Source organism: Rhizobium sp. NZLR11 (assembly GCF_019685115.1).
In the GTDB taxonomy this organism is placed as follows: Bacteria; Pseudomonadota; Alphaproteobacteria; order Rhizobiales; family Rhizobiaceae; genus Rhizobium.
Genome location: NZ_JABDWD010000009.1, coordinates 102,613 through 128,393, shown reverse-complemented (window position 1 = coordinate 128,393; position 25,781 = coordinate 102,613). Strand labels below are relative to the sequence as shown.

Here is a 25,781-nt window from a genome sequence, read left to right as displayed (position 1 = left end):
AAGCCTAGAAAGGTGGACCCACCATGAACCAGTTCACGAAAAAATTTCTCGCCTCTGCAATGCTTGGCACATTGCTGGCGTTTTCGGCGCATGCCGCCACACTGAATATTCACAATGGTGGCGACCCGCAGTCGCTCGATCCGCAGAAGCTTTCCGGAGACTGGGAAAATCGTATCGCCGGCGACATCTTCGAAGGTCTGGTCACCGAGGACGCCAAGGATAATCCGGTCCCCGGCCAGGCAGAAAGCTGGACGGTTTCGCCTGATGGCAAGGTTTACACCTTCAAACTTCGCGACGGCATCAAGTGGTCCGATGGCCAGCCGGTAACGGCGGGAGACTTCGTCTTCGCCTTCCAGCGCCTCGTCGACCCGAAGAACGCCGCCGATTATGCCTATCTGCAGTTCACCATCAAGAATGCCGAAAAGATCAACAAGGGTGAGATCACCGATCTCAACGAGCTCGGCGTCAAGGCGATCGATGACAAGACACTCGAAATCACCCTTGAAAATCCGACCCCCTATTTCCTCAATGCCCTGATGCATTACACCGCCTATCCGCTGCCCAAGCACGTCGTCGAGGCGAAGGGGCAGGATTGGGTCAAGATCGGCAACATCGTTACTAACGGTCCGTATAAGCCGGTCGAATGGGTTCCGGGCTCGCATGTCACCACGGTCAAGAACGACCAGTGGTACGGCGCCAAGGACCTGAAGATCGACGGCGCGAAGTTCTTCGTGCTCGAAGACCAGGAAGCCGCGCTGAAACGCTACCGCGCCGGCGAATTCGATATCCTCACCGACTTCCCGACCGACCAGTACGAGTGGATGAAAAAGAACCTGCCTGGCCAGGCGCATGTGGCGCCCTTCTCCGGCCTCTACTACTACGTAATCAATTCGACCAAGCCGCCCTTCGCCGACAAGCGCGTGCGCCAGGCTCTCTCCATGGCGATCAACCGCGAAGTCATCGGCCCGCAGATTCTCGGCACCGGCGAACTGCCGGCCTATTCCTGGGTTCCGCCGGGTACCGCAAACTACGGCGAACCGGCCTACGTCTCCTGGAAGGACCTTCCTTATAAGGACAAGGTCGAAGAAGCCAAGAAGCTGCTGAAGGAAGCCGGTTTCGGCCCGGATCATCCGTTGACTGCCGAGCTCAAATACAACACCAACGACAACCACAAACGCATCGCCGTTGCGATCGCCTCGATGTGGAAGCCGCTCGGCGTCAATGTCGAACTCGTCAATGCCGAGACCAAGGTGCACTATGACCAGTTGCAGCGCGGCGAGGTGCAGATCGGCCGCGCTGGCTGGCTCGCCGATTACAACGATCCGGACAATTTCCTGAATCTCCTGGTCACAGGCGTCCAGATGAACTACGGCCGCTGGTCCAATCCCGAGTACGACAAGTTGATCAAGGACGGCAACGCCGAGACGGATCTGAAAAAGCGCGCCGAAATCTTCAAGAAGGCCGAGCAGCTGGCGCTGGATGATTCCGCCGCCCTGCCGATCTACTACTACGTTTCGAAGAACGTCGTTTCTCCGAAGATCGAAGGCTTCGTCGACAACATCCAGGACATCCACCGCACCCGTTGGCTGTCGATGAAAGAGTAAGGGAAAACGGTCCTTCTCGCGCACTGCTGGAAGGACCGGCCCACGACCATGATCAAATACGCCCTCCGTCGATTGCTTTCGACGATCCCCGTTCTGTGGATCGCCGTCACAGCCTGCTTTTTCGTTTTGCGCCTTGCCCCCGGCGGCCCGTTCGATGGCGAAAGGCCATTGCCGCCGGTGATCCTGAAGAACCTCGCGATCCACTACAATCTCGACAAGCCGTTGATTCAGCAGTACCTGATCTATGTCGGTGACCTGCTCCGGGGCGATCTCGGCCCCTCCTTCGCCAGCGAGGATTTTACCGTCGCACAGCAGATCATGATCGGTCTGCCCTACACCTTCACCATCGGCACGGCCGCCTTCGTGCTCGCCATCATCATCGGCGTCGCCGTTGGCTGTCTTGGGGCGCTCTACCAGAACAAGACGCCGGATTACATTCTCGGTGCTCTCATCCTGGTCGGCGTCGTGCTGCCGAACTTCCTGATCGCGCCGATCCTGCAGCTTATCTTCGGCATCCATCTCGCCTGGTTTCCGGTCGGCGGCTGGGGTGACGGCTCGATCAAATACCTGGTCCTGCCGATCGTCGTTCTGGCTCTGCCGCATGCAGGCCGCATCTCGCGCATCACCCGTGGCTCGATGATCGAGGTGATGAACCAGAACTTCATCCGAACAGCCAAGGCCAAGGGCATCGGCCCGCGGCTGACGGTAATGCGTCATGCGCTGAAACCGGCGTTGATGCCTGTCGTCTCCTATCTCGGGCCGGCGGCAAGCTATCTTCTCACTGGTTCGCTCGTTGTCGAAAGCATCTTCGGATTGCCCGGCATCGGCCGCTACTTCGTCAACGCAGCGCTGAACCGCGATTACGGCATGGTTCTCGGCACGGTCATTTTCTACATGGTGCTGATCGTATTCCTGAACCTTCTGGTCGATATCGCCTATGCCTGGCTCGACCCGAAAGTGAGAAACCGATGATCCTCAACCCCGCAAAACGCGAGCTGCTCGCCCAGGAGCTTCTGGAAGCGGAGGGCCTGGCACCCGAAGGCCGTTCGCTCACTAAGGATGCACTGCGCCGTCTCGGGCGCAACAAGGCGGCCGTCCTATCGATCGTGGTCCTGGCGCTGTTGATCCTCGCCGCCTTCCTCGGCCCCTGGTTCATTCCTTTCAACTACGAGGATCCTGATTGGGCCGCCTTCCGCATCCCGCCCTCGATTGAGACCGGCCATTATTTCGGCACCGACCCGAACGGCCGCGACCTTCTCGCTCGCGTGCTTTACGGCACCCGCATCTCCCTTGCTGTGGCGCTGACGGCGACCGTCGTCTCGGTCGTCATCGGCGTACTTTACGGTGCGATTTCGGGCTATATTGGCGGCAGGCTGGACGCGATCATGATGCGCTTCGTCGACATCATGTACGCGTTCCCCTACATCCTCTTCGTCATCCTGCTGATGGTAATTTTCGGCCGCAACGTCTATCTGCTTTTCGCCGCGATCGGCGCGCTGGAATGGCTGACCATGGCCCGCATCGTGCGTGGCCAGACGCTGTCGATCAAGCACCGGGAATTCATCGAGGCGGCCCGTGCCTCCGGGCAGAGACCGCTCAAGATCATCCTCAAGCACATCATTCCGAACCTCGTCGGACCCGTAGTGATCTTCGCAGCACTGACCGTGCCCGAGATCATCGCCACCGAAAGCTTTCTTTCCTATCTCGGCTTCGGCGTCCAGGAACCGCTGACCTCGCTCGGCACGCTGATCGCCGAGGGGAGCGATGCCATGGAAAGCATGCCGTGGCTGCTGATCTTCCCGGCAAGCTTCCTCGTGGCGCTACTGCTCAGTCTGCTCTTCATCGGCGACGGCCTGCGCGATGCGTTCGACCCGAAGGATCGCTAGAATGCCCCATGAAACGCAGAAAGAAATACTCCTTGAACTCAAGGACTATTCGATCACCTTCAAAACACCTGACGGCGAGGTGAAGGCGGTCTCGAACATCAATCTCACCGTCCGGCGCGGCGAACGCATCGCCATCGTCGGCGAATCCGGCTCCGGCAAGAGCCAGACCTTCCTCGGCATCATGGGCCTGCTCGCCAAGAACGGCAGGACGACGGGCCAGGCCTTGCTCGAAGGCAAGGACGTACTGTCGCTGAAGCCGCGCGCGCTCGACCAGATCCGCGGCAAGGACATGGCGATGGTTTTCCAGGACCCTATGACCGCCTTGAACCCGTCGCTGAAGATCTCCCGGCAGCTGACGGAACAGCTCGAGGTCCACCGCGGCCTGACGGCGCGAGCTGCATCCGAGGCGGCCCTCGACATGCTGAAACGCGTCGGCATCCCCGACCCGACGCGGCGCTTCCATCTCTATCCCCATGAGCTTTCCGGCGGCATGCGCCAGCGTATCGTCATTGCCATGGCGCTGCTTACCAAACCGAAGCTGCTGATCGCCGACGAACCGACGACGGCGCTCGACGTCACCATCCAGGCACAGATCCTCGATCTGTTCAACGATCTGACGGCGGAGATGAACACGGCACTCATCATGATCACCCACGATCTCGGCGTCGTCGCCGGCCTCGCCGACCGCGTCGCCGTTATGTATGCCGGCCGCATCGTCGAGGAAGCGCCCGTCGACGAACTCTTCGACAACCCGGCCCATCCCTATACGGCGGCGCTTCATGCCTCGATCCCGCGGCCGGACCAGGATGTCGACGATCTCGTCGTCATCCCCGGGCGCCCGCCGAACCTGCAGCACCTGCCGAAGGGCTGCAATTTCTCGCCGCGCTGTTCCCAGGTCCAGGACGATTGCATCGACCGTCCGCCGTCACTCGAAACACTGGCGCCGCGCCACTGCGCCGCCTGCTACCATCCCTTCCCGCGTCGTGAGGAGTTGCTGAGCCATGGCTGAACGATCGCTTCTGCGGGTCGAGAACCTGACGACCCAGTTCGAACTGCCGGCGAAGGGCCTGTTCAAACCGCCGATTTTCCTCACCGCCGTCAACAATGTCAGCTTCGACCTCGCAGAAGGCCGCACACTCGGCATTGTCGGCGAATCCGGCTGCGGCAAGTCCACGCTCGGCCGCTCCATCCTGCGGCTGCTGAAATCGCAGAAGGGCCGCATCCTCTGGCAGGGCCGCAACCTTCTCGACCTGTCTGAAGAGGAAATGCGCGCCGCCCGCCGCGACATGCAGATCATCTTCCAGGATCCGATCGCCTCGCTCGACCCGCGCATGACGGTCGGCGACATCATCGCCGAGCCGCTCACCGTCTTCGAGCCGAAACTTTCGAAGGCCGGGCGCACCGAACGCGTCCGCGAGATCATGACCGCCGTCGGCCTGGTGCCGGAGATGATCAACCGTTATCCGCACGAATTTTCCGGCGGCCAGGCGCAACGCATCGGCATTGCCCGCGCCGTCATCACCAAACCGAAGCTCATCATCTGCGATGAGCCGGTTTCGGCTCTCGACGTTTCGATCCAGGGCCAGGTCATCACGCTTCTGCGCAAGCTGCGCAAGGAATTCGGCCTGACGCTGATCTTCATCAGCCACGATCTTTCCGTCGTGCGGCTGATCTCCGACGATGTTCTGGTGCTCTATCTCGGCAGGGTGGTGGAAGCCGGCGACTGCGCCACCGTCTTCGATCATCCGGCTCACCCCTATACGCAGGCGCTGTTTTCCGCAGCACCGATCCCGGATCCGAAGCTCGCGCGGCTGCGCACCCGCATCCGCCTGCAGGGCGATCCGCCCTCGCCGCTCAACCCGCCGAAAGGCTGCGTCTTCTCGCCGCGCTGCTGGAAGGCGACCGATATCTGTCGCACCGAAATGCCGCCGACCGAGGAAGTCCGCCCCGGTCAGAAGGCCGCCTGTTATCATATGGACAGGCCATGAGCGGCCACGCAACTTCAGGATGAAGCGCTTGGAAAAGCGGACTTATTTTGGGTTCTAAAATCCCCGATAAGAAAGATTTATCCGCGCACGTGCTATTTCTTTCCCGCCCAATCAAGGGCTGGGGAACGCATATATGAGATCGAAACTATCAGGATTGATCGCGGTTGCGGCCGCGATTATCGCTGCCTCCGCCGCTTCGTCGCATGCCGAAGATCTGAAGTTCAAGCTGACCAACGGCACGAACTCCGTCCTGGCGCGCTTCTACAGCGCTCCAACCGGCGTCGACAACTGGGAAGAGGACGTCTTCGGCGATGAAGTTCTCAATCCGGGCGAAAGCATGGACATCACCATCGCCGATGGCCGCACCGTCTGCAAATACGATATGCGCTTCGAGTTCGAGGAAGGATCAAACCTCGAAACCACCGAAGATACGCAGGATCTTTGCCAGATGGGCAGCTACACCATCCACGAATAGGCAGCCCTCGCAGCGCCCGCCTTCGCCGCGTCTCGAGGGCGGGCTTTTACCTCCCGCGATATCGGCGCCAATGATATCAGCGCTTGTCACTCTGGCTGGCTCCGCGTATCAGCGATGAAGAGCAATGCCGGGAGGGCAAGGTGAGCAGACGGTTTCTATCGATCGGTGAATGCATGGTGGAACTCTCGCAGGCAGGTGACGGCCTGCTGCGCAAAGGTTTCGCCGGCGATACGTTCAACACCGCTTGGTATGCCCGCGCCTGCCTTGCCGCCGACTGGTCGGTCGATTATTTCACCGCCCTCGGCGAGGACGCCATGTCGGATGAGATGGTGGCCTTCATCGACAAGGCAGGCATCGGCACCAGCCTTATTCACCGCATCAAGGGCAAGACGCCCGGCCTTTACATGATCAACCTGATAAACGGCGAGCGCTCCTTCAGCTACTGGCGCGATAATTCGGCTGCCCGCAGCCTCGCGGCCGACCCGGATCGCCTGCGTGAGGCGGTGGAAAGCGCTGATGTCGTCTATTTCTCCGGCATCACCCTTGCCATCCTGCCGCCGGAGGATGCCACGACGCTGCTCGCCGAAATCCGCCGCGCCAAGGCCGCCGGCAAGCTGGTGGTGTTCGACCCGAACATCCGCCCCCGCCTGTGGTCGAGCTATGACATCATGCACACGACGATCAGCGAGGGCGCTCGCTCGTCCGTGCTCGTGATGCCGAGCTTCGACGACGAGGCCGCCCATTTCGGTGATGATTCCATCGAGGCGACGATCCACCGCTATCACGGACTCGGCGCCGCCGACGTCGTCGTCAAGAACGGCGCGGATGGGGTGAGATTGAACTTTGCCGGCGAAGAGAGCTTCGTTCCGGCCGAAAAGGTGGAGAAGGTGGTCGATACCACCAGCGCGGGCGACAGTTTTAACGGCGCCTTCCTCGCACACTATCTTGAAACAGAGGACGCAACCGCAGCAGCCGGCTTCGCCGCAGGCGTTGCAGCCCACGTCGTCAGTGAACACGGCGCGCTGGTGGCAAAGGACAAGCTTGGATTGAAGGGCGGCTGACCCGCACGCGCAAGCGCGCTCGCCTGTTGAAGTTTTTGCCCCGGGTTGCGGGGATAAAAAATCAGGACTTCGTCGGCCGATCGGACTCGCGAACCGCCTCGTCATGATACCAGCAGCTGTCAAGCGCTGCGTCGCAGACGTCGGCTGCCTCGCGTTCCATCAGCCGGGCGCGTTCGAACCGATTGGCGGTCCGCGTCGGCTTAACGGGAAACTGGTAGATCGTTGCAGATTCACGGTGGAAACCGGTGGGCATGAGATCGCCTCCATTCAGTTCGGCGCATCAACATTCAAGGCTACGACCATAACACGGTGCCCATAGTTTATGCAAATTGCACAAATTATATGCATCGATATATTATGATTGATCGATATGCTGTCTGCGCCGAGAGCGTCCGCCTATTTGTTCAACACTTCATCACTCCCAAGCTAACGCCGAAATTTTCATCCGGTTCCGCAGCGAAAAACTCGGTTTCCTGCTGATGATACGGCCTTCCCCCGTCAAAACGGGGTGGTTTCGGCAAAAGAAAACGCATGTTGGCCTGCCGATTTGCGATTTTTTCTTCTCCCTCAGCCAAACTGGCACGCTACGTGCTTTTAAAGTGTCATCCCCTGGCGGTCGGATGCGCTTTACGCGCCGAAATCGCTTCCGGATTTGCTCACCTTTGTCGCATTGAGAGAGTCACGATGACAAAATATAAGCTCGAGTATATTTGGCTCGATGGGTACACTCCGGTACCGAACCTGCGTGGCAAGACGCAGATCAAGGAATTCGACGTATTCCCGACGCTGGAACAGCTTCCGCTCTGGGGCTTCGACGGTTCGTCGACCATGCAGGCCGAAGGCCGCAGTTCCGATTGCGTGCTGAAGCCCGTCGCCATCTATCCCGACCCGGCCCGCACCAACGGCGCGCTCGTCATGTGCGAAGTCATGATGCCCGATGGCGTCACGCCGCACTCGAGCAACGCTCGCGCAACCATTCTCGACGATGAAGATGCCTGGTTCGGTTTCGAGCAGGAATACTTCTTCTACCAGAACGGCCGTCCGCTTGGCTTCCCCGAGCAGGGCTACCCGGCTCCGCAGGGTCCATATTACACCGGCGTCGGCTATTCGAACGTCGGCGACGTCGCCCGTGAAATCGTCGAAGAACATCTCGACCTCTGCCTCGCTGCCGGCATCAACCACGAAGGCATCAATGCCGAAGTGGCCAAGGGCCAGTGGGAATTCCAGATTTTCGGCAAGGGCTCCAAGAAAGCCGCCGACCAGATCTGGATGGCTCGCTACCTGCTGCAGCGCCTGACCGAAAAGTACGGCATCGACATCGAGTATCACTGCAAGCCGCTCGGCGACACCGACTGGAACGGTTCGGGCATGCATTGCAACTTCTCGACCAAGTTCATGCGCGAAGTCGGCGGCAAGGCCTATTTCGAAGCGCTGATGGCGCAGTTCGAAACGAACCTGATGGACCACATTGAAGTCTACGGTCCCGACAACGACAAGCGCCTGACCGGCAAGCACGAAACGGCACCGTGGAACAAGTTCTCCTACGGCGTTGCCGACCGTGGCGCTTCGATCCGCGTCCCGCACTCCTTCGTCAAGAACGATTACAAGGGCTATCTGGAAGACCGCCGTCCGAACTCTCAGGGCTGCCCCTACCAGATCGCTTCGCAGGTTCTGAAGACGATTTCGGAAGTTCCGACTGCAAGCTCGGCTTCCGCCGCCGCTTAACCTTCCAAACGGCGCCGGTCCACGACCGGCGCCGTCGTTCGTTCCGCACGAAAGCCGCGATCGACCGCTGACATAATCGCGGGAATCCGGCGGCTGAAAGCCCTGCAACCGCTGGCATGCGGCTGTAATATTTCCATCATGATCATGCCTCAAAATAGGCAGGCGGGAATCGCCGTTCCGGAACCCCGCTTTGGGGCTAAGCGTTGCATATCGAGGCAACGCGGATGGAAATTGTGACATGCTGCAACGTCCAGCAAACACTCATCATGGCGAGAGCTGGGCCAATGCTACAGCCGCCGGCAACCTGCCCGAACGTCTGGTGATCGTCACCGATGCCTGGCATCCGCAGGTCAACGGCGTCGTGCGCTCGATCGAGAACACCAACCGCGAATTGGCGACGATGGGCGTTGCGGTTTCGATGGTCACGCCGGAGCGCTTCAACAGCATCCCCTGCCCGACCTATCCCGAAATCCGCCTGTCGATCGCCAATTACCGCCGCATCGCCCGCGAGATCGAAAAACACAATCCTTCCTATGTGCATATCGCCACCGAAGGCCCGCTGGGGCTGACCGCTCGCCGCTGGTGCCTGCGTAAGGGCATGCCCTTCTCCACCAGCTATCACACGCGCTTTCCCGAATATGTTTCCGCCCGCTTGCCGATACCGCAGAGCTGGCTTTATGCCTTCGTACGCTGGTTCCATAATGGCGGCGCTGGGTGCATGGTCGCGACGCCGAGCCTTGCTCGCGAGCTTGCTGCACGCGGCATCAAGAACCTCATGCCCTGGACCCGGGGCATTGACGCCACGCAATTCCATCCGATGCCTCTTGAAGAGAAGCCATTCGGCCTTCCTCGCCCGATCTTCATGACGGTCGGCCGCGTGGCCCTGGAAAAGAACCTGCCGGCCTTTCTTGATCTCGACCTGCCGGGTTCGAAGGTTGTGGTGGGCGAAGGCCCGGCACGCGCCGAGCTGGAGCAGCGGTATCCCGAGGTGCACTTTACCGGCGTGAAATTCGGCGAGAATCTGGCGAACGCCTATGCCCAGGCCGATGTCTTTGTCTTTCCCTCGCTCACCGACACTTTCGGCAACACCATCCTCGAAGCGCTGGCATCGGGCGTGCCGGTCGCAGCCTATCCGGTCACCGGCCCGCTCGATATCATCGGCGAAGACAGCGACGTCGGCGCGCTGGACCAGGACCTTCAGGCCGCTTGCCTTGCCGCGCTTTCCGCCTCGCGCGGCAAGGCGCGCGAGCTTGCCATGCAATATTCCTGGGAAGCGGCGACGCTGCAGTTCATCAACAACATCCGCGCTGCCAACGGCGTCATCACGCCGAAATGGAAGAAGGCTTGGCAATTTGCCAAGTCACTTCCAAGAAGCAGAAAGCCCGGCGAAACCGCCGGGCCTCTCCCCTCCGCGGACTAATCCGTCCTACTTGTGCAAAGCGTTGCGAAGCGTGTCGTTCGCAACCGCAATCGCGCTGCGTGCAGCAGGCGTTTCGGCAATGGCGTTCAAGAGCACGAAATCGTGGATCGTGCCGTTGTAACGCATTGACGTGACTCGGACGCCAGCCTGGCTGAGTTTGCGGGCATAGGCCTCGCCCTCGTCGCGCAGCACGTCGTTCTCGTCGACGATGACCAGCGCCGGCGGCAGGCCGTTCAACTGCTCCAACGAGGCTTGCAGCGGCGAAGCCGTCGGCTCCTTGCGCTTGGCTTCGTCGGGCAGGTAGGCGTTCCAGAACCACTTCATCGCTTCCTTGGTCAGCCACGGGCCATTGGCGAACTGGTTATAGGAACCGTTGTCGAAATTGGCGTCCGTGACCGGGTAGAACAGCACTTGCTGGTCGATGGCGGGACCGCCGCGCTCCTTGGCAAGCAGCGTCACCACCGCCGCCATGTTGCCACCGACGCTGTCGCCTGCGACCGCGAGCCTGCCGGCATCGACGTTGAGCTCCTTGGAATGCTCGGCGACATATTTGGTTGCGGCATAGGCCTGCTCGATGGCAACGGGATAACGGGCCTCCGGCGAGCGTTCGTAATCGACGAAGACGACGGCGGCATTGGCGCCGTTGGCGATCTCGCGCACCAGCCGGTCATGCGTATCCGCATCGCCGAGCACCCAGCCGCCGCCATGGAAATAGAGGATGACCGGCAGCGTGCCATTGGCCTGTTCCGGGCGGACGATACGCAGCTTGATGCTGCCGGTCGGGCCTGTTTTGATGACCTTATCCTCTTCCTGCGCCGCAGGCTTCTTCACATCGCCCTTCTGCGCGCCGGCCAGAACATTGCGGGCATCGGTCGGCGATAGCGTATAGATCGGCTTGCCGCCGGCAAGGCCATCGATGAACTTCTGCGTTGTCGGCTCGAGTACCGGATCAGCAAGCGCGCCGGCGGCGGAGGCTGCCAGGAGTGCTGCTGCGGAAACTGCGGTCTTGATGGTCGACATTGTCTTGTCCTCTCGGTTCCGTGTTCGGCGTAAACACGGCTTTTGTATCGCGCACGACTATTTATTGCACAATCTACATATCCGCATATCTGCCATGCCAAAAAGACGCTTGCGATTATTTATCGCACGATATAAACTCGCTCAGTTCTGGAGATGACCATGCAGGATCAGCTGAAGCTCGACGATTTCATCTGCTTCGCCGTCTATACGGCAAGCCATGCGCTGAACCGCGTTTACAAGCCGCTTCTCGACGCACTCGGCCTCACCTATCCGCAATATCTGGCCATGGTCGCGCTGTGGGGACAGGACGGCCAGACCGTCGGCGGCCTCGGCGAAAAGCTCTTCCTGGAATCGAGCACGCTGACCCCTCTGCTCAAACGCCTGGAAAGCGCCGGCTATATCAGGCGCGAACGCAGCCGCGAGGACGAGCGCGTCGTCGTCATCCGCCTCAGCGAAGAAGGCAAGCGGCTGAAGGAAAAAGCGACTGGCATACCGGGCTGCATCGCCGAGGCCAGCGGTCGCGATGCGGCGGATCTTACTCGGCTACAGGCTGAGATCGTGGCGCTACGCGAGGCGCTGAATAAGAGCGTGGCTTAGGTTCAAGACGATCGAGATAGGTCGTACCTGGGGTTACCCCCTCTGCCCTGCCGGGCATCTCCCCCACAAGGGGGGAGATCGACTCGCGGATAGCATCTCCCCAAACAATTGATGCTGGAGCGAGCGGGTCCGCCCAGCCGATCTCCCCACCTGTGGGGGAGATGCCCGGCAGGGGTAACCCCAGGCACGACGCGAACGGATATTCCACAAACGCCAACTGGCGCCCCAAGAACCCCTACGTCCGCCTCTTCTTGCCTTCAAACGGATTCTCAGCCGAACGGAAATGAATACGGATCGGCACGCTCGGCATGTCGAAATCGGCACGCAGCCCGTTAATCAGATAACGCGTATAGGATTCCGGCAGCGCGTCGGAGCGCGTGCAGGAAATCATGAAGGCCGGCGGGCGAGCCTTGACCTGCGTCATGTACTTCAGCTTGATGCGGCGGCCGGAAACGGCCGGTGGCGGATGCTGGATCTGTTGCGTTTCCAGCCAGCGATTGAGCTTCGCCGTCGAAATGCGCTTGTTCCAGATCATGTCGGTGTCGATGATCGACTGCATCAGCTTGTCGAGGCCCCAGCCGGTCTGGCCGGAGATCGGCACCGCGCGGATGCCCCGTGCCTGCGGCAGCAGCCGATCGGTCTTTTCGCGAAGGTCCGCAAGCACCGCCTGCCGGTCCTCGATCATATCCCACTTGTTGAAAGCGAGAACGGCCGCGCGGCCCTCGCGCAGCACCAGGTCGACGATCTGCAGGTCCTGCTTCTCGAAGGGGATCGTCGCATCGAAGACGATCACCACTGTCTCAGCGAAACGGATGGCGCGCAACGCGTCGGCGACAGAGAGCTTTTCCAGCTTCTCGATCACCCTGGCCTTGCGTCGCATGCCTGCCGTATCGAACATCTTGATGGTGCGGCCGCGCCAATCCCATTCGACCGAGATGGAATCGCGAGTGATGCCCGCCTCCGGCCCGGTCAAAAGCCGGTCCTCACCGAGGAAACGGTTGATCAGCGTCGACTTGCCGGCATTCGGCCGCCCGACGATCGCCACGCGCAAAGGCTTGGTGTCGTCATAGGCAGGCTCTTCGTCCTCATCGCTGCCCTCGCCTTCAGACTGAGGAATGTCGACGTTGGTGACGGCGACCTCCTCCTTCGCCGGATAAGCCCGGTCCTTGCCGATAGCCTCGACGATCGCATCACGCAGATCGAGCATGCCCTCGCCGTGTTCGGCCGAAATCGGCGTCGGCTCGCCAAGCCCGAGCGTGTAGGCGTCGTAGAAGCCGCTGTCGGAGCCGCGCGCCTCGGATTTGTTGGCGACGAGAACCACCGGCTTGCCGCGCCGGCGCAGCATTTCGGCAAGATCGGTATCGACGGGCGTCAATCCGCTCTTAGCGTCGACGATGAAAAGCGAAAGATCCGCCTCGTCGATCGCCGCTTCCGTCTGGGCGCGCATCCGGCCCTGCAGGCTTTCCGCGTCGGCCTCTTCCAGACCGGCCGTGTCGATAATGGTGAAGGTCAGGCCCATCAGCCGCGCATCACCCGGACGGCGGTCGCGGGTCACACCCGGCGTGTCATCGACGAGCGCCAGCTTCTTACCCACCAGGCGGTTAAAAAGGGTCGACTTGCCGACATTCGGACGACCGACGATCGCGACCGTGAAACTCATTCTTTTTCCTTAAAACTCAGCCCTGCGCGGCGGGCGCCTTGCCGGATGCGGTGATGAGATCAAGCATCATGTGGGCGCGATTGGCAACATTGCGCGGGCTGTCGGTATCATCGACGATCGACTGGAACCACTGCCGAGCCTGCGCCATGTTGCCGCCCTTAAAGGAAGCAAGGCCGAGCGCTTCGCGTGCCGAATGGCGGAAAGCGTTGCCTGGGACGGCCATTTCCTCGATCGCGGCCGAAACCTGTTCGTAAGAGCCGTTTTCGATGAGCAGCCAGCCGGCCCGCATTTTGGCGGCATCGCGCACGGCGGCCGGAACACCATTGTCCTTGCCGATCTCGTTGAAGGAAGCGATCGCCGCAGCGGTATCGCCCTTCTGGACTTCGACAGTCGCGGCCCGCATGCGCGCCAGCACCGGATAAGCGCCGTGGCCTTCCTTTTCGAGCTTGTCGAGCGCGGCCAGCGCCTCGTCATTCTTGTTCTCGTCGGCAAGCTTCATCGCCGCCAGGAACTGGTCACCGGCGCCCGAGGAGCGGGTATCGTCCCAATATTCGAAGAGAACCTTGCCGGCGGTGCCGGCGACGATCAGGATGGCGACGACGATGATATAGCGGCCGAACCGGCGCCAGACGCCCTTCATCTGGTCGGAGCGCAATTCCTCATTGACTTCACGGATGAAGCTGTCGTCGTTGAATGCCATTCTCGTCTCCGGCCGCGGAAATACCTATACGTTGTGCAAAACGCACATTGTCGGGCCTTCTACTCCATTTTGCCGCCGTTGTAAGGGGGATATGAAAGATTAGAGCGCCGCGCGTCTTTTCAGACGCGCCAAGGACGCTCTAACACTTTGAATCCGCGTATAATCCTTTCCAAAAATCGGAATCGATTTTCGGGGGTATGCGCAGGTCACATGGCGAGCGGCGAAACGCCGATCAGCCATTCGTGCAGCTTCCAGATGATCAGCGCCCAGACGACGATGCCGATGATAACGGCATAGAGGTCGTATTTGGCCGAGACGAAGGGCCGAAGCACGATCTCGCCCGCCCGCTGCCGTCTTTTCAGCGAGATGCGCAGGATGACGCCCCAGGCGAGGAAGGCCGCAAACAACAGCACCGACGACGTTTCACCATTGGCGAGCAGATGGGCAAGCGCCCAGATTTTCACCGACAGCACCATCGGATGTTTGGTCTTGGTGGCGATATGCCCCGCCGGCAATAGCGAGGCGACGAGACAGATCATTGCGATCAGCATCAGCGTGATCGTGATATGCGCCATCCAGACCGGCGGATTGTAAAGCATTCCGGTTACTTCACGCGCCCGCCCGAAGCCGTAGATCAATAGGATCAGCGTCGCCAGACTCGCGATGGAATAGGCCGCCCGCCACCCCTTTTCGCCGAGGCTTGCGATCATCGAACGGCGGAAGCCGGGCGATACCACCCGCACCAAATGCACCCCGAGGAAAAGTATAATGCCGACGATAAGCAAAGTCATTGCGGGTCCCTTCCGTGCCGTTTGTCATGGCTTACCGGCTGGCGTGAAAAAATGCCAGTAAGACCGCAGCTTCGCCGCAATTCTATCGGAGGGAAATCGCGAACAAATTGTCGCGGTGTCCATGTCTCGTCATCTCCTCTCCACCTGTCTGGCTGTGTCGTTCCTCCTGCCGACGATGGCAGAGGCGGCCGACCGGCCGAAACAGCTGGTCATCATTTCGTTCGACGGCGCCCACGACAATGCGCTCTGGCTGAAGAGCCGCGAGATGGCCGCGAAGAACGGCGCCCACTTTACCTATTTCCTCTCCTGCACTTTCCTGATGAACGAGGCGGCGAAGAAGGCCTACCAGGCGCCGCATCAGAAGCGCGGCAAATCCAATGTCGGCTTCGCCCAGAGCGACGACGAGATCCGCGAAAGGCTCGGCAATATCTGGCACGCCCATCTCGAAGGCCACGACATATCGAGCCATGCCTGCGGCCATTTCGATGGCCGTCTCTGGAGCGAGGCCGACTGGTCGGCCGAATACGCCACCTTCCACGCGACGTTGAAAAATGCCTGGACAAGCGTCGGCCTCCAGGAGCCGGCCGGCTGGCGGGATCTGGTCGACCATGGCATCAAGGGTTTTCGCGCACCCTATCTTTCCGCAACGGCGGGCGCCGATATGATCGCCGCCGAAAAGAAGGCGGGTTTCAGCTATGACGCAAGCCTCGTCACCAAAGGTCCGGCCATGCCGGTCGAGGAAGACGGCATCATCCGCTTCGGCCTGCCGCTGATCCCCGAGGGCCCGAGCGAAAAGCCGATCATCGGCATGGACTACAATCTCTTCGTCCGCCATTCCAAGGGTGAAGAAGACAGAGTGGACAGCGCTGCCTTCGAGGAGCGCGCCTATTCGGCCTTCAAAGAAGCTTTCGACAAACAATATGCCGGCGGCCGCACCCCCCTCCAGCTCGGCTTCCACTTCGTCGAAATGAACGGCGGCGCCTACTGGCGCGCCCTCGACCGGTTGGTCGGCGACGTCTGCCATCGCGCCGACGTCGCCTGCGTCAGCTATTCCGAAGCGATCTCGCTGATCGAGGCCCGCGGGAAATTGCAGCAGTCGTCAGGGCTGTAATAAGTTATTTTTGGAATGAGGTGTGGTGCCGTGTGGGGCCCTCATCCGGCTGCCGCCACCTTCTCCCCGAGGGGAGAAGAGACAAGCAGCGGCGCCTCGACTCCCTCTTCTCCCCGGCGGGGAGAAGAGGGCCCGCAGGGTCGGATGAGGGGCCGCACGGCATGCCGTCATCGAATGCCCACGTGCCCTTCCCCATCCAGGCAACCCCACTCATCAACCGTCGGCGTGCACGACACCAGCATCACGCTCCAGATAACGCTGGTCGATATCCGGCAGCGGCTCATCGTCGATTGCTGCCTCGAAGGCCTTGAGGCGTTTGTGGATGGAGAGCAGTTCGATGATCGTTGTCCAGGAGTTGACGAGATACTGGAACGAGTTGCTGACCTGCCCGAAGGCGGTCGAGATCTGCTGGAAGATACCGTAGGTGATAGTGCCCGCCACGATCGTCGGCACCAGCATGAAGACCACGAAGAGTGCGTCGGCCTGGATATAGAAATAGCGGGCGACATTGAAATACATGTAGTGGAAATACATGCGGTAGTAGTTGCGGCGAACGTTGCCGAAGAGTTCGGTGACGGTCAGCGGCTGAGCCCGTTCCGCATGGTCCTCGCCATAGACCAGTTCTTTACGATAGGCCGCTTCGACGCGCTGGTTGCGGAAGTTCAGGCCCGGCAGCTTGACACCCGCGACCGCCAGCAAAACCGTTCCGAACGCCGACCAGAAGAGCGCCAGCCAGAAGAGCGAATTCGCCACCGGCCCAATGAACGGTAGTTCCGTCACATAATGCGACAGCGCCAGAAGGATCGGAAGGAATACCACGAGCGTCATCACCGAGTTGATGAGGCTGATGCCGAGACCTTCGAGCGTGCTCGAAAAGCGCATCGTGTCTTCCTGAACGCGCTGCGAGGCGCCTTCGATGTGCCGCAGCTTTTCCCACTTCGACATGTAGAAATTGTTCATCGCCGTGCGCCAGCGGAAGATATAGTGGCTGGTGAAAAAGTCGGTCATGATCGACACGAACATGCTGAGGAACGCGATCTGACAGAAGACCCACATTAAGCTATAAAAATTGTCGACGGAAATGCCTGGCTGCTTCGACAATGCGTTCTGCAGCAGGTCGCCGAATGGCCGGCGCCAGTTGTTGATCACGACGCTGATCTGGACGCCGAAATAGGTGACGAAAATAATCAGCGCCGAACCCCAGATCGACCACAGCTTCCAAGGGTGGTGCAGCGCCTTCAGATGCCATGCGCCGCAGAAGATCACCGCCGTAAGGAAGAAATAGCTGTAGAACCAGACATTTTCGGGCAGCAGGAAGAACGACAGGTCGATCGGCTGCTGTTCCTCGGCGACCGGCGCATAGCCGAGCGATGCACCGAGATTAGCGGCAAAGAGATACCAGCCGGCGATGGAAATCAGCGTCCAAACAACAAGCGAGGTAAAGAACGCCTTCGGCTGCGGAAAAAAGGAATGAAACACGGGGAGCTTTGCTTTCCTGAACTGTGAGTCTCGGGAGTGTCACGGAACACTGATTTTGCCGGAAACTAAGGCAGTTCGAAGGAAGCAGCAATGGGTTCGGCCCATTGTTACGGAGATGTAACGGGTTAGAGCAATTCCAGGAAAAGTGGGAAGCGGTTTTCCGTCCGGAATTGCGTAGAGACAAAATTATGGAGCAGTTCTGCGAAGCTGAATCGCTCTATGCGATTTTCTTGATCACCGGCATCACCAACGCTGCGCAGGCAACAAGGGCGATGGCGGCGATCACTGTTGGGGCGGTGAAATTGCCACTGCGCTCGGCGATCCAGCCGGCAACAACAGGCCCGACGATCTGGCCGACACCGAAGGCAGCCGTCATCATCGCCAGTATCCGCCGCGGGCTTTCCGGCGAAAGCTTGCGGCCGATCTGCAGCCCGTAAGCCGTGATCGCCAGGAAGGTCGCCCCGAACAGCGCACCGCCGACCAGCGGCGCGGCGGAATGCGGCAATGCCACAGTCGCAAGCACGCCGGCCGCCTCGATCAGAAGGGCTGCGACATAAACGCCGCCAAGCCCGAGCCGCCTGACAAGCGGCTTCCAGGCAAACAGCGCCACCGCCGACGTCAGCCCGGCGATGAACCAGCAAAGGAATTCGACCAAGGGTCCTGTCGCCGAAAGGCGCGCGATGGTGACGAGGAAGGTCGCGGTGATGACGTAGCCGAAGCCGAACAGGCCGTATGACAACGTTAGCAGCACCATCGGTCGGCTCCAGACAAGCGCCGGCTCCTTGCCCGATTGCGCCGATTGCGCCGGGGCTGACGGCAGCAACAGGAAGACGACGACGAGGCTTGCCGCGCAATAGAGCGCTCCGCCGATCCAGTCGGCCCGCCAGCCGCCCGGCCCGTCGTGATAACCAAGGCCGATGAGAAACACCATGACCGAGGATAGTGCGATACCCGCCCCCGGCCCGCCGAAATGCGCCGCCTGCACATGGTCATTACCGGCAGCAGCCCCGTGGCTGAGCACGATCGACGAGGTGAAGACCATCGCAAAGGCGCTGGCAAGGCCGGCGAGGAACCGGATGACAGCAAAGACCGCGACGGATTGGGTGGCGGCCATGGCCGCAAGCAGGATCGCGGTCGCCAGCAGCGACAAAAGCGCCACCAGTCGTTCGCGCCCCGCAGCCCAGCCATAGGCGGCAAACACAGCGCCGACGAGATAACCGAGGAAATTCGCCGACGCGATGAAGCCTGCATCCGCAGCCGAAAGCGGCACGCCGCTGATCATGCCGGGCAGGATCGGCGTGTAGGAGAAGCGCCCGAAGCCCATGGCGGCGGCCATAGCGACGGCGCCGGCAGCGGCGGTGGAAACGAGGTTCGGCGGGGAGTGACGGATGCGCTCGAGCATGCAGCGCTTATCGCGCCGCAGCATCTGCATCACAATCAAGTAATTCTGATCGATCGATCAATTTCCGGAAACATGAAAAATTCCTCGCTTCCCTTGAAAAAGACTATCTTACGATATATGTTTTACGACATAACCAACGATATATCTGCTGATGAAAGGAAAACTCATGAGAGGTTTTAAAGGCGGCATGTTCGGCGAAGCTTTCCGCATGGGCCGCAAGTTCGCTGCCGGCGATCTGCAGCTCGTCATCCTGGCGCTGCTCGCTGAGCAACCGCGCCACGGTTATGAATTGATAAAGTTGCTGGAGGAGCGCTCTGGCGGCTTCTATGTACCGAGCCCCGGCGTCATTTATCCCGCGCTCACCTATCTCGAGGAAACCGGTCTTGCCGAAGTGGAGGCCGAGGGCACCAAGAAGCTCTATCGTATCACCGAGGCCGGCCGTCGCCGCGTCGAGGAAAACCGCGACATGATCCTGCACACGCTCGCCAAGCTCGAGCGCATCGGCGAGAAGATGGCCTATGTGAAGCGTGTGTTCGAAACCGACCGCCACGGCGCCGACGAGGGTGATGACGGCGATTTCATGCAGGACGGCGGCGATATTCGCGCTGCCCGCATGCTACTGCGCTCGGCCCTGCGCATGCGTTATCCCTGGTCGAAACCCGAAGCCGCCCGCATCGCCGGCATATTGGAACGCGCCGCCACCGAAATCCTGCAGGGCGGCAAGCCGGAAACGCGCGGTTGAGGACGAGGTTGGTGCTCGGCCCGTCCGATGAATGCAAGGAGCAGCGTTGCGGCGTGCTTCGAGGCTGCGCCCTACGCCCGCCCATCCGGCAAGGTCAGCACCACCGGCCCGTTGCGCGTTGCAACCACCGTATGTTCATATTGCACCGTTGGCGCCTTTGGATCGGCATAGAGCGTCCACGCATCGTCGCCGCCTTCCGCCCATGTCGCGCCGAGCGACAGGAACGGTTCGACGGTGAAGACGAGACCTTCCGTCATCATGCGTTTTTCTGAAGGGTCCGGCCAGGTCGAGAGCTCGGCCGGCTCCTCGTGCAGCGAGCGGCCGACGCCATGGCTCGCCAGATTGGCGACCAGCGTGTAGCGGTTCTTCTGCGCGAACGCGCCGACGGCGGTGCCGATCTTTGCGAGCGGCTCGCCCGATTTCACCTGGTTGAGGCCGGCCCAGAGCGCCCGCTTGCCGTCGCGGCAGAGCCGCTCGATCTTTTGCTTGACGGGCGGCATCGCGAAGGAGGCACCGGTATCGGCGAAGAAGCCGTCCTTCTCAGCCGAAACGTCGATATTGATGAGGTCGCCGGCGCGGATGACGCGTGGGCCGGGAATGCCGTGGGCGATTTCCTCATTGATGCTGATGCAGGTGGCGCCGGGAAACTGGTAGCAGAACTCCGGCGCCGAGCGCGCGCCCGAATCCTCAAGCACCTTGCGGCCGATCCGGTCGAGTTCCAGCGTCGTCATGCCGGGCTCCATCGTCGCCGCCATCACCTGGATGGCGTTGGCGCAGATGCGGCCGATCTCCTTGAGCTTCGCCAGTTCGTCGTCGTTTGCGATAACCATTCGTCTATTCCGGCCTTGCGCAGAACGGCCACGGCCGCCTCACGCTGTGGCTTTCGCCCCTTCGCCGCTTTCAGTCAACGCCTTTCTGACGATCGGCGCGACTTTCGTCCCGTAGAGCTCGATGCCACGCATGATCTGCGCATGCGGCATCAGCCCGATCGCCATCTGCAGCAGGAAGCGGTCGTTCTTGAAGAGTGTATGATGGGCGATGATCTTTTCCGCGACCGCCTCGGCATCGCCGACGAAGAGCGCCCCGCTCGGCCCGCGCGACATGTCGAACTGCGCCCGGCTCGTTGCCCCCCAGCCGCGCTCGCGCCCGATGCGGTTCATCACTTCGGCCTGTGGCCCGTAAAACTGATCTGCCGCAGCCTCCGTCGTATCGGCGATGAAGCCGTGGACATTGATGCTGGTCTTCAGCTTCGCCTGGTCCTGCCCTGCCCGGCGCGCGGCCTCGCGATAGAGATCGAAGAGCGGCGCAAAACGGCGCGGCTCGCCGCCGATGATCGCCAGCGCCACCGGCAGGCCGAGCGCGCCCCCGCGCGCCACCGACTGCGGCGTGCCGCCGACCGCGACCCAGAGCGGCAGCGGATCCTGCAACGGCCTGGGATAGACGCCGCGCCCGTTAATCGCAGCGCGAAGCTCGCCCTTCCACTCCACCACTTCGCTATCGCGCAACGCCAGCAGCAGATCGAGCTTCTCTTCGAAAAGCTGGTCGTAGTCCTCGAGGTTGTAGCCGAATAGCGGGAAGGACTCGATGAAGGAGCCGCGCCCCGCCATGATCTCGGCCCGGCCGTTGGAAATCAGATCGAGCGTCGAAAACTGCTGGAAGACGCGCACGGAATCATCGGAAGAAAGCACGGTGACCGCACTTGTCAGCCGGATATTCCTCGTCCTGACGGCCGCCGCCGCCAGCACGACCGCGGGAGCCGACGCCGCGTAATCCGGTCGATGATGTTCGCCGAGCCCAAAGACGTCGAGCCCCACCTGATCGGCAAGCTCAATCTCCTCGATCAGATGCTTCAGCCGCTCGGCCCCTTCCGCGCCCTTGCTGCGGGACGGGTTGGGATTGACGTCGGCGAATGTATAAAGGCCCAGTTCCATTGTCGGCATCCTGTTGAATTCCGCCCGGAGATAAGGATCGCCGAGACGGAGCGCAAATACAAACTCTGGAACGGAATGTTCGAAAAATTCGATAGTGGCATGATGTCTTTGCCCTGCTTCGGCAGACATCAAGGGACAGAACCCACCCACAAATTCGAATCTGAATTCAACGACTTCGAAGCCACGGCGGAATCATTTTCCAAGCTGCTTCATGCCGCGCTTGAGTAGCGCCAACGCCCGCGCCGTTCACATCTTCGCCAACAGCTCCGCCAGTTGCTCAGCAGCCTTGCCCCATCCCTCGTGGAAGCCCATCTTCTCGTGCGTTTCCTTATCCTCGGCGCGCCAATGCAGCGCCTTCGCCGTATATTTCGTGCGCCCATTGCCGAGATCTTCGAGCAGGATGACGCCGGTGAAGAAAGGTTTCTCGGCAGGCACCCAGGCGCTGGCATAGGCATCGGTGAAGACGATCTTCTCGTTCTCGACGATCTCGAGATAGACGCCACGGTTCGGATACTGATTGCCCTCGGGATCTTGCATGACGATGACACTGGACCCGCCGGGGCGGACGTCGAGCGTCGCTTCCGCCACACCCCAGGGGCGCGGCACGAACCACTGTTTCATGAGGTCGGGATCGGTCCATGCCTTGTAGATCTTCTCGCGCGGCGCGTCGAATTCGCGAACGAGGACGAGTTCATGTTGCGTGCTGGCGGTCATTCGGCATCTCTCCAATTGAATGAAACCTGCTTCCCAGGTTGTAGCAAGGACGTATCGAAGTTTGCCTTTCCGACAGCGTGCCGATTTTTCCTGATTATTTTGCGGTCGGCTGCGTCGCCTCTTCCTGCATCTTGTCGATCTGCCGGCGGATATGAGCCGCTTCAGCCGCCGAATGGGCAAGCGCAATGGCGCGGTCGAAGGCTTCGCGCGCCTGGCAGGTCAAGCCAAGCTGCTTCAGCAGCCCGCCGCGCAGGCCGTGATAGTAGAAATAGCCGCCGAGTTTTTCGCCAAGCGGATCGATGAGATCGAGCGCATCCTGCGGTCCGCGCAGTTTGGAAACCACGACAGCGCGATTGAGCGTCACGACAGGAGACGGCTGGAGACGCTCCAGCGCGCGGTAGAGCAGATCGATCTCCACCCAGTCGGTATCCCCGGCACGTTTTGCCCGAGAATGGATCGCGGCGATGGCCGCCTGTAGCTGATAGGGGCCGGGTTGGCGGTGTCGCAGCGCCTTGTCGAGCAGCGCCAAAGCCTCGTTGATGAGGGGCTGGTTCCAGCGCGCGCGGTCCTGATCTTCGAGCAGCACGATCTCGTCCTCGGCGCTGAAGCGCGCCGGGCGGCGCGAGATCTGCAGAAGCATCAGTGCAAGCAGCCCCATCAACTCCGGTTCGGACGGGAAGATATACAGCATCAGGCGTGCCAACCGGATCGCCTCGTCGCTGAAGGCCGCAGCCTCATGCTTCGGGTCGGCCTGGCTATAGCCCTCGTTGAAGATGAGATAGATCATCGTGCTGACGATCGACAGCCGTTCGGCCCTTTCCCCAGGGCTTGGCGTTTCGAAAGGCACGCCGGCCTTCGCCACCCGTGCCTTGGCCCGGGTGATGCGCTGCTCCATGGCGCTTTCCGACACCAGGAAGGCACGGGCGATCTGCGGCACCGAAAGCCCGGAGACGATGCGCAGCGCCAGCGCGATCTGCTGGGTCGCCGGCAGATCCGGATGGCAGCAGATGAACAGCAGCCGCAGGATATCGTCGCGATAGTGGGAATCGTCCAGTCGCTCGGCGATGTCGCTTTCGGCATCCTCGGTATCGGAGATGACGTCCTCATCCGGCAAGGCCTGGAGCTTCGTCCGCTTACGCACCGCATCGATCCCGCTGTTTCGGCCGACGAAGATGAGCCAGGCCGCGGGATCACGCGGCGGCCCTTTCTCCGGCCATGTCCGGATCGCCCTCAGGCATGCCTCTTGAAACGCCTCTTCCGCAGTATCGAGAGTACGGAAATAGCGCAGCAGGGCGCCAAGGGCTTTCGGGCGGGCCGAGGCAAGTGCAAGGTCGATCCAGGCAATATCGGTCATGATGAAGCATCTCCCGGCCTGAAGACGTAGAAAGGCCGAATTTCGTAAGAGGTGGAACCTGGATTGACCGACGAAAGCTGTTTCGAGAAGGCGATCGCCTCATCGAGCGTTTCGAAGTCGACCACGTAGAAGCCGAGAAGCGCCTCTTTCGTTTCTGCAAATGGGCCGTCGATGACCAAAGCCTCGTCCTTGCCCTTGCGCACCGTCGTCGCCGCCGTCGTCGGCATCAACCTGCCGACGGGGCCGAGCTTGCCGGCTGCGGCAAGCGGCTCCTGCACGGCATAGAGCTTCTCCATGACGGCAGCCTCCTCCTCCTTGGTCCAGGCAAAGACGGTTTCCTCATGGGCGTAACAAAGGATTGCATAAAGCATCGGGTCACTCCTCTTTCCGAATGACGAAGGAGTAACCGCTTAGCCGACAGGCCGCATCAAAATTATTGGGGGAAATTCGTGATCTTGCAGAGCACGGCGATGCCGCAGCTGGGCATTTTGCCGGAGCGAACGAAGCTATATTGCGGCGCTGATTGCCCTCACCCTTCGCTCAGCGTTCGCTTGACCGCATTCTTCCAACCCTTGAGCTTTGCCGCCCGTACCTTCTCCTCCATGGCGGGTTCGAATCGCCGGTCCCGCTTCCACGTCGCCGAAAAGCCGTCTCTGTCCGGCCACACCCCTGCCCGGCTGCCGGCAAGCCATGCGGCACCCAGCGCCGTCGTCTCCAGGATCACCGGGCGGTCGACCGGGGCATCGAGCAGGTCGGCAAGACGCTGCATTGTCCAGTCGGAGGCGACCATGCCGCCGTCGACGCGCAGCACGGTGTCGTCGCCGCCATTCTTCCAGTCCTTCTGCATGGCATCGAGCAGGTCGCGGGTCTGGTAACAGACCGCTTCGAGCGCTGCCCGCGAGAGTTCCGCCGGACCGCTGTTGCGCGTCAGTCCGAAGATCGCGCCACGCGCATTGGCATCCCAATGCGGCGCGCCAAGCCCGGTGAAGGCGGGCACGAGATAGACCTCCTGGGTCGGATCGGCTCGTTCGGCAAGCCCGTTGGTCTCGGCGGCGCTGCCGATGATGCGAAGCCCGTCACGCAGCCATTGCACCGCCGCGCCAGCGATGAAGATCGACCCCTCAAGCGCATAGGTCGTCTGGCCGTTCAGGCGATAGGCGATGGTGGTCAGCAGCCGGTTTTTCGAGCGCACCATATCGGCGCCGGTGTTAAGCAGCGCGAAACAGCCGGTGCCGTAGGTCGATTTCAGCATGCCCGGCTGAAAACACGCCTGGCCGATGGTGGCCGCCTGCTGGTCGCCGGCGACACCGAGGATAGGGATTGCAGCACCGAAGATCGCGGGATCGACCGTGCCGAAATCGGCGGCACAATCCTTGACCTCCGGCAGCATGGCGGCGGGCACCCTCAGAATATCGAGCAGATCCTCGTCCCACGCGTTTTCAGCAATGTTGAACATCAGCGTGCGCGAGGCGTTGGTGGCATCGGTGACGAAACTCTTGCCATTAGTCAGCCGCCAGATCAGGAAGGTGTCGATCGTGCCGAAGCAGAGGTCGCCCCTTGCAGCACGGGCCCGTGCGCCCTTCACATTGGCGAGCATCCAGGAAAGCTTGGTGCCGGAAAAATAGGGATCGAGGATCAGGCCGGTCTTCTTCGTGAAAAGCCGCTCCAGATCCTGTCGTTTAAGATTATCGCAATAGCTTGCCGTGCGCCGGTCCTGCCAGACAATGGCATTCTGGATCGGCCGGCCCGTCTCGCGCTCCCAGACGACGACAGTCTCGCGCTGGTTGGTAATGCCGAGCGCCGAAATATCCTTGGCGGTAATCCCCGCATCGCGCAGTGCCATATTGACGGTGGAGACAACCGAATCCCAGATTTCCTCAGGATCGTGCTCGACCCAGCCGGAGCGCGGATAGATCTGGGTGAATTCCTTCTGGCCCTTGCCGGCGACATGCATGTCGCGATCGAAGACGATCGCCCGCGTCGATGTCGTTCCCTGATCGATCGCCAGTACAAATCCACCCATGAAAATCCCCCCGCTAAAGCAATTCCAGCAAAAGTGTGCAGCGGTTTTGCGTCCGGAATTGCGTGAAAAAAGAGATAGAGCATTTCCGTGATTCGAAG

The 25,781-nt window shown here is 60.9% G+C and carries 25 protein-coding genes; 12 read left to right on the top strand and 13 right to left on the bottom strand.

What is annotated here, in order from left to right; genetic code table 11:
• Window positions 1-23: 23 nt before the first annotated feature.
• The 7 genes from HJB83_RS17530 to HJB83_RS17500 all read left to right on the top strand — a co-directional run bounded on the left by HJB83_RS17530 (window position 24) and on the right by HJB83_RS17500 (window position 7,014).
• Window positions 24-1,604 (top strand): peptide ABC transporter substrate-binding protein, encoded by a 1,581-nt coding sequence (locus tag HJB83_RS17530; RefSeq protein ID WP_221132484.1) that lies wholly within the window; start codon window positions 24-26, stop codon window positions 1,602-1,604.
• Window positions 1,605-1,652: 48 nt separating this feature from the next.
• Window positions 1,653-2,576, top strand: coding sequence for an ABC transporter permease subunit (locus HJB83_RS17525; RefSeq protein ID WP_207581348.1), 924 nt, complete (start codon window positions 1,653-1,655; stop codon window positions 2,574-2,576).
• A complete protein-coding gene (locus tag HJB83_RS17520) occupies window positions 2,573-3,490 on the top strand; it encodes an ABC transporter permease subunit (protein ID WP_207581349.1) in 918 nt (305 codons plus the stop codon). The genes HJB83_RS17525 and HJB83_RS17520 overlap by 4 nt, the downstream gene beginning before the upstream one ends.
• A 1-nt stretch (window position 3,491) precedes the next feature.
• Complete coding sequence (locus tag HJB83_RS17515; RefSeq protein ID WP_207581350.1) at window positions 3,492-4,499, top strand: ABC transporter ATP-binding protein; 1,008 nt, start codon at window positions 3,492-3,494, stop codon at window positions 4,497-4,499.
• The gene (locus HJB83_RS17510; protein WP_207581351.1) at window positions 4,492-5,478 is read left to right on the top strand and encodes an ABC transporter ATP-binding protein; all 987 of its coding nucleotides are present in this window, start codon (window positions 4,492-4,494) and stop codon (window positions 5,476-5,478) included. Before HJB83_RS17515 ends, HJB83_RS17510 begins: the two co-directional genes overlap by 8 nt.
• Window positions 5,479-5,611: 133 nt before the next feature.
• Entirely contained in the window at window positions 5,612-5,953 is a 342-nt protein-coding gene (locus tag HJB83_RS17505; protein ID WP_207581352.1) for a hypothetical protein, read from the top strand.
• A 140-nt stretch (window positions 5,954-6,093) separates the two neighbouring features.
• On the top strand, window positions 6,094-7,014 hold the full coding sequence (locus HJB83_RS17500) for a sugar kinase (RefSeq protein ID WP_221132483.1): 921 nt from the start codon (window positions 6,094-6,096) through the stop codon (window positions 7,012-7,014).
• A gap of 61 nt (window positions 7,015-7,075) precedes the next feature.
• On the opposite strand, the gene gstI is transcribed toward HJB83_RS17500, so the two are convergent.
• Window positions 7,076-7,267: a glutamine synthetase translation inhibitor GstI gene (gene gstI / locus HJB83_RS17495; protein ID WP_003581258.1), complete on the bottom strand. Its 192-nt coding sequence runs from the start codon at window positions 7,265-7,267 to the stop codon at window positions 7,076-7,078.
• A 431-nt stretch (window positions 7,268-7,698) separates the two neighbouring features.
• Here gstI and HJB83_RS17490 point away from each other — a divergent pair, with 431 nt between their 5' ends.
• Together HJB83_RS17490 and HJB83_RS17485 are read left to right on the top strand one after the other, a co-directional pair.
• Window positions 7,699-8,739 carry a glutamine synthetase beta-grasp domain-containing protein gene (locus tag HJB83_RS17490; RefSeq protein WP_207581354.1) on the top strand — a complete coding sequence of 347 codons (1,041 nt, stop codon included), beginning with the start codon at window positions 7,699-7,701 and terminating at the stop codon, window positions 8,737-8,739.
• A gap of 238 nt (window positions 8,740-8,977) precedes the next feature.
• Entirely contained in the window at window positions 8,978-10,159 is a 1,182-nt protein-coding gene (locus HJB83_RS17485) for a glycosyltransferase family 1 protein (protein WP_207581355.1), read from the top strand.
• A gap of 6 nt (window positions 10,160-10,165) precedes the next feature.
• Here the strand turns inward: HJB83_RS17485 and HJB83_RS17480 are convergent, their stop codons facing one another.
• Window positions 10,166-11,179, bottom strand: coding sequence for an alpha/beta hydrolase (locus tag HJB83_RS17480; protein WP_207581356.1), 1,014 nt, complete (start codon window positions 11,177-11,179; stop codon window positions 10,166-10,168).
• A gap of 159 nt (window positions 11,180-11,338) precedes the next feature.
• Here HJB83_RS17480 and HJB83_RS17475 point away from each other — a divergent pair, with 159 nt between their 5' ends.
• Window positions 11,339-11,776 carry a MarR family winged helix-turn-helix transcriptional regulator gene (locus HJB83_RS17475; RefSeq protein WP_207581357.1) on the top strand — a complete coding sequence of 146 codons (438 nt, stop codon included), beginning with the start codon at window positions 11,339-11,341 and terminating at the stop codon, window positions 11,774-11,776.
• Window positions 11,777-12,011: 235 nt separating this feature from the next.
• Here HJB83_RS17475 and der read toward each other — a convergent pair whose 3' ends face one another.
• The 3 genes from der to HJB83_RS17460 form a co-directional block, all read right to left on the bottom strand.
• The gene (gene der / locus HJB83_RS17470; protein WP_207581358.1) at window positions 12,012-13,436 is read right to left on the bottom strand and encodes a ribosome biogenesis GTPase Der; all 1,425 of its coding nucleotides are present in this window, start codon (window positions 13,434-13,436) and stop codon (window positions 12,012-12,014) included.
• A 16-nt stretch (window positions 13,437-13,452) separates the two neighbouring features.
• On the bottom strand, window positions 13,453-14,136 hold the full coding sequence (locus HJB83_RS17465) for a tetratricopeptide repeat protein (protein ID WP_221117879.1): 684 nt from the start codon (window positions 14,134-14,136) through the stop codon (window positions 13,453-13,455).
• A 206-nt stretch (window positions 14,137-14,342) separates the two neighbouring features.
• Window positions 14,343-14,927, bottom strand: a complete 585-nt coding sequence (locus HJB83_RS17460) for an NnrU family protein (RefSeq protein ID WP_207581360.1) — start codon at window positions 14,925-14,927, stop codon at window positions 14,343-14,345.
• Between the two features lie 121 nt (window positions 14,928-15,048).
• Here HJB83_RS17460 and HJB83_RS17455 point away from each other — a divergent pair, with 121 nt between their 5' ends.
• A complete protein-coding gene (locus HJB83_RS17455; RefSeq protein WP_207581361.1) occupies window positions 15,049-16,038 on the top strand; it encodes a polysaccharide deacetylase in 990 nt (329 codons plus the stop codon).
• Between the two features lie 213 nt (window positions 16,039-16,251).
• Here HJB83_RS17455 and sbmA read toward each other — a convergent pair whose 3' ends face one another.
• Both sbmA and HJB83_RS17445 read right to left on the bottom strand, forming a co-directional pair.
• On the bottom strand, window positions 16,252-17,517 hold the full coding sequence (gene sbmA, locus HJB83_RS17450) for a peptide antibiotic transporter SbmA (RefSeq protein WP_207581362.1): 1,266 nt from the start codon (window positions 17,515-17,517) through the stop codon (window positions 16,252-16,254).
• A 217-nt stretch (window positions 17,518-17,734) separates the two neighbouring features.
• Window positions 17,735-18,919, bottom strand: coding sequence for a YbfB/YjiJ family MFS transporter (locus HJB83_RS17445; RefSeq protein WP_207584350.1), 1,185 nt, complete (start codon window positions 18,917-18,919; stop codon window positions 17,735-17,737).
• Window positions 18,920-19,085: 166 nt separating this feature from the next.
• Here HJB83_RS17445 and HJB83_RS17440 point away from each other — a divergent pair, with 166 nt between their 5' ends.
• Window positions 19,086-19,661 (top strand): PadR family transcriptional regulator, encoded by a 576-nt coding sequence (locus HJB83_RS17440; RefSeq protein ID WP_221132482.1) that lies wholly within the window; start codon window positions 19,086-19,088, stop codon window positions 19,659-19,661.
• Between the two features lie 71 nt (window positions 19,662-19,732).
• Here HJB83_RS17440 and map read toward each other — a convergent pair whose 3' ends face one another.
• The 6 genes from map to glpK all read right to left on the bottom strand — a co-directional run bounded on the left by map (window position 19,733) and on the right by glpK (window position 25,683).
• On the bottom strand, window positions 19,733-20,491 hold the full coding sequence (gene map, locus HJB83_RS17435; RefSeq protein ID WP_207581364.1) for a type I methionyl aminopeptidase: 759 nt from the start codon (window positions 20,489-20,491) through the stop codon (window positions 19,733-19,735).
• Window positions 20,492-20,530: 39 nt separating this feature from the next.
• A complete protein-coding gene (locus tag HJB83_RS17430; RefSeq protein WP_221132481.1) occupies window positions 20,531-21,592 on the bottom strand; it encodes an LLM class flavin-dependent oxidoreductase in 1,062 nt (353 codons plus the stop codon).
• A gap of 246 nt (window positions 21,593-21,838) precedes the next feature.
• Window positions 21,839-22,306 (bottom strand): SRPBCC family protein, encoded by a 468-nt coding sequence (locus HJB83_RS17425; RefSeq protein WP_221159572.1) that lies wholly within the window; start codon window positions 22,304-22,306, stop codon window positions 21,839-21,841.
• Between the two features lie 94 nt (window positions 22,307-22,400).
• The gene (locus HJB83_RS17420; protein ID WP_207581367.1) at window positions 22,401-23,660 is read right to left on the bottom strand and encodes an RNA polymerase sigma factor; all 1,260 of its coding nucleotides are present in this window, start codon (window positions 23,658-23,660) and stop codon (window positions 22,401-22,403) included.
• A complete protein-coding gene (locus HJB83_RS17415; RefSeq protein WP_207581368.1) occupies window positions 23,657-24,031 on the bottom strand; it encodes a YciI family protein in 375 nt (124 codons plus the stop codon). Before HJB83_RS17415 ends, HJB83_RS17420 begins: the two co-directional genes overlap by 4 nt.
• A gap of 158 nt (window positions 24,032-24,189) precedes the next feature.
• A complete protein-coding gene (gene glpK / locus HJB83_RS17410) occupies window positions 24,190-25,683 on the bottom strand; it encodes a glycerol kinase GlpK (protein ID WP_207581369.1) in 1,494 nt (497 codons plus the stop codon).
• Window positions 25,684-25,781: the final 98 nt, after the last annotated feature.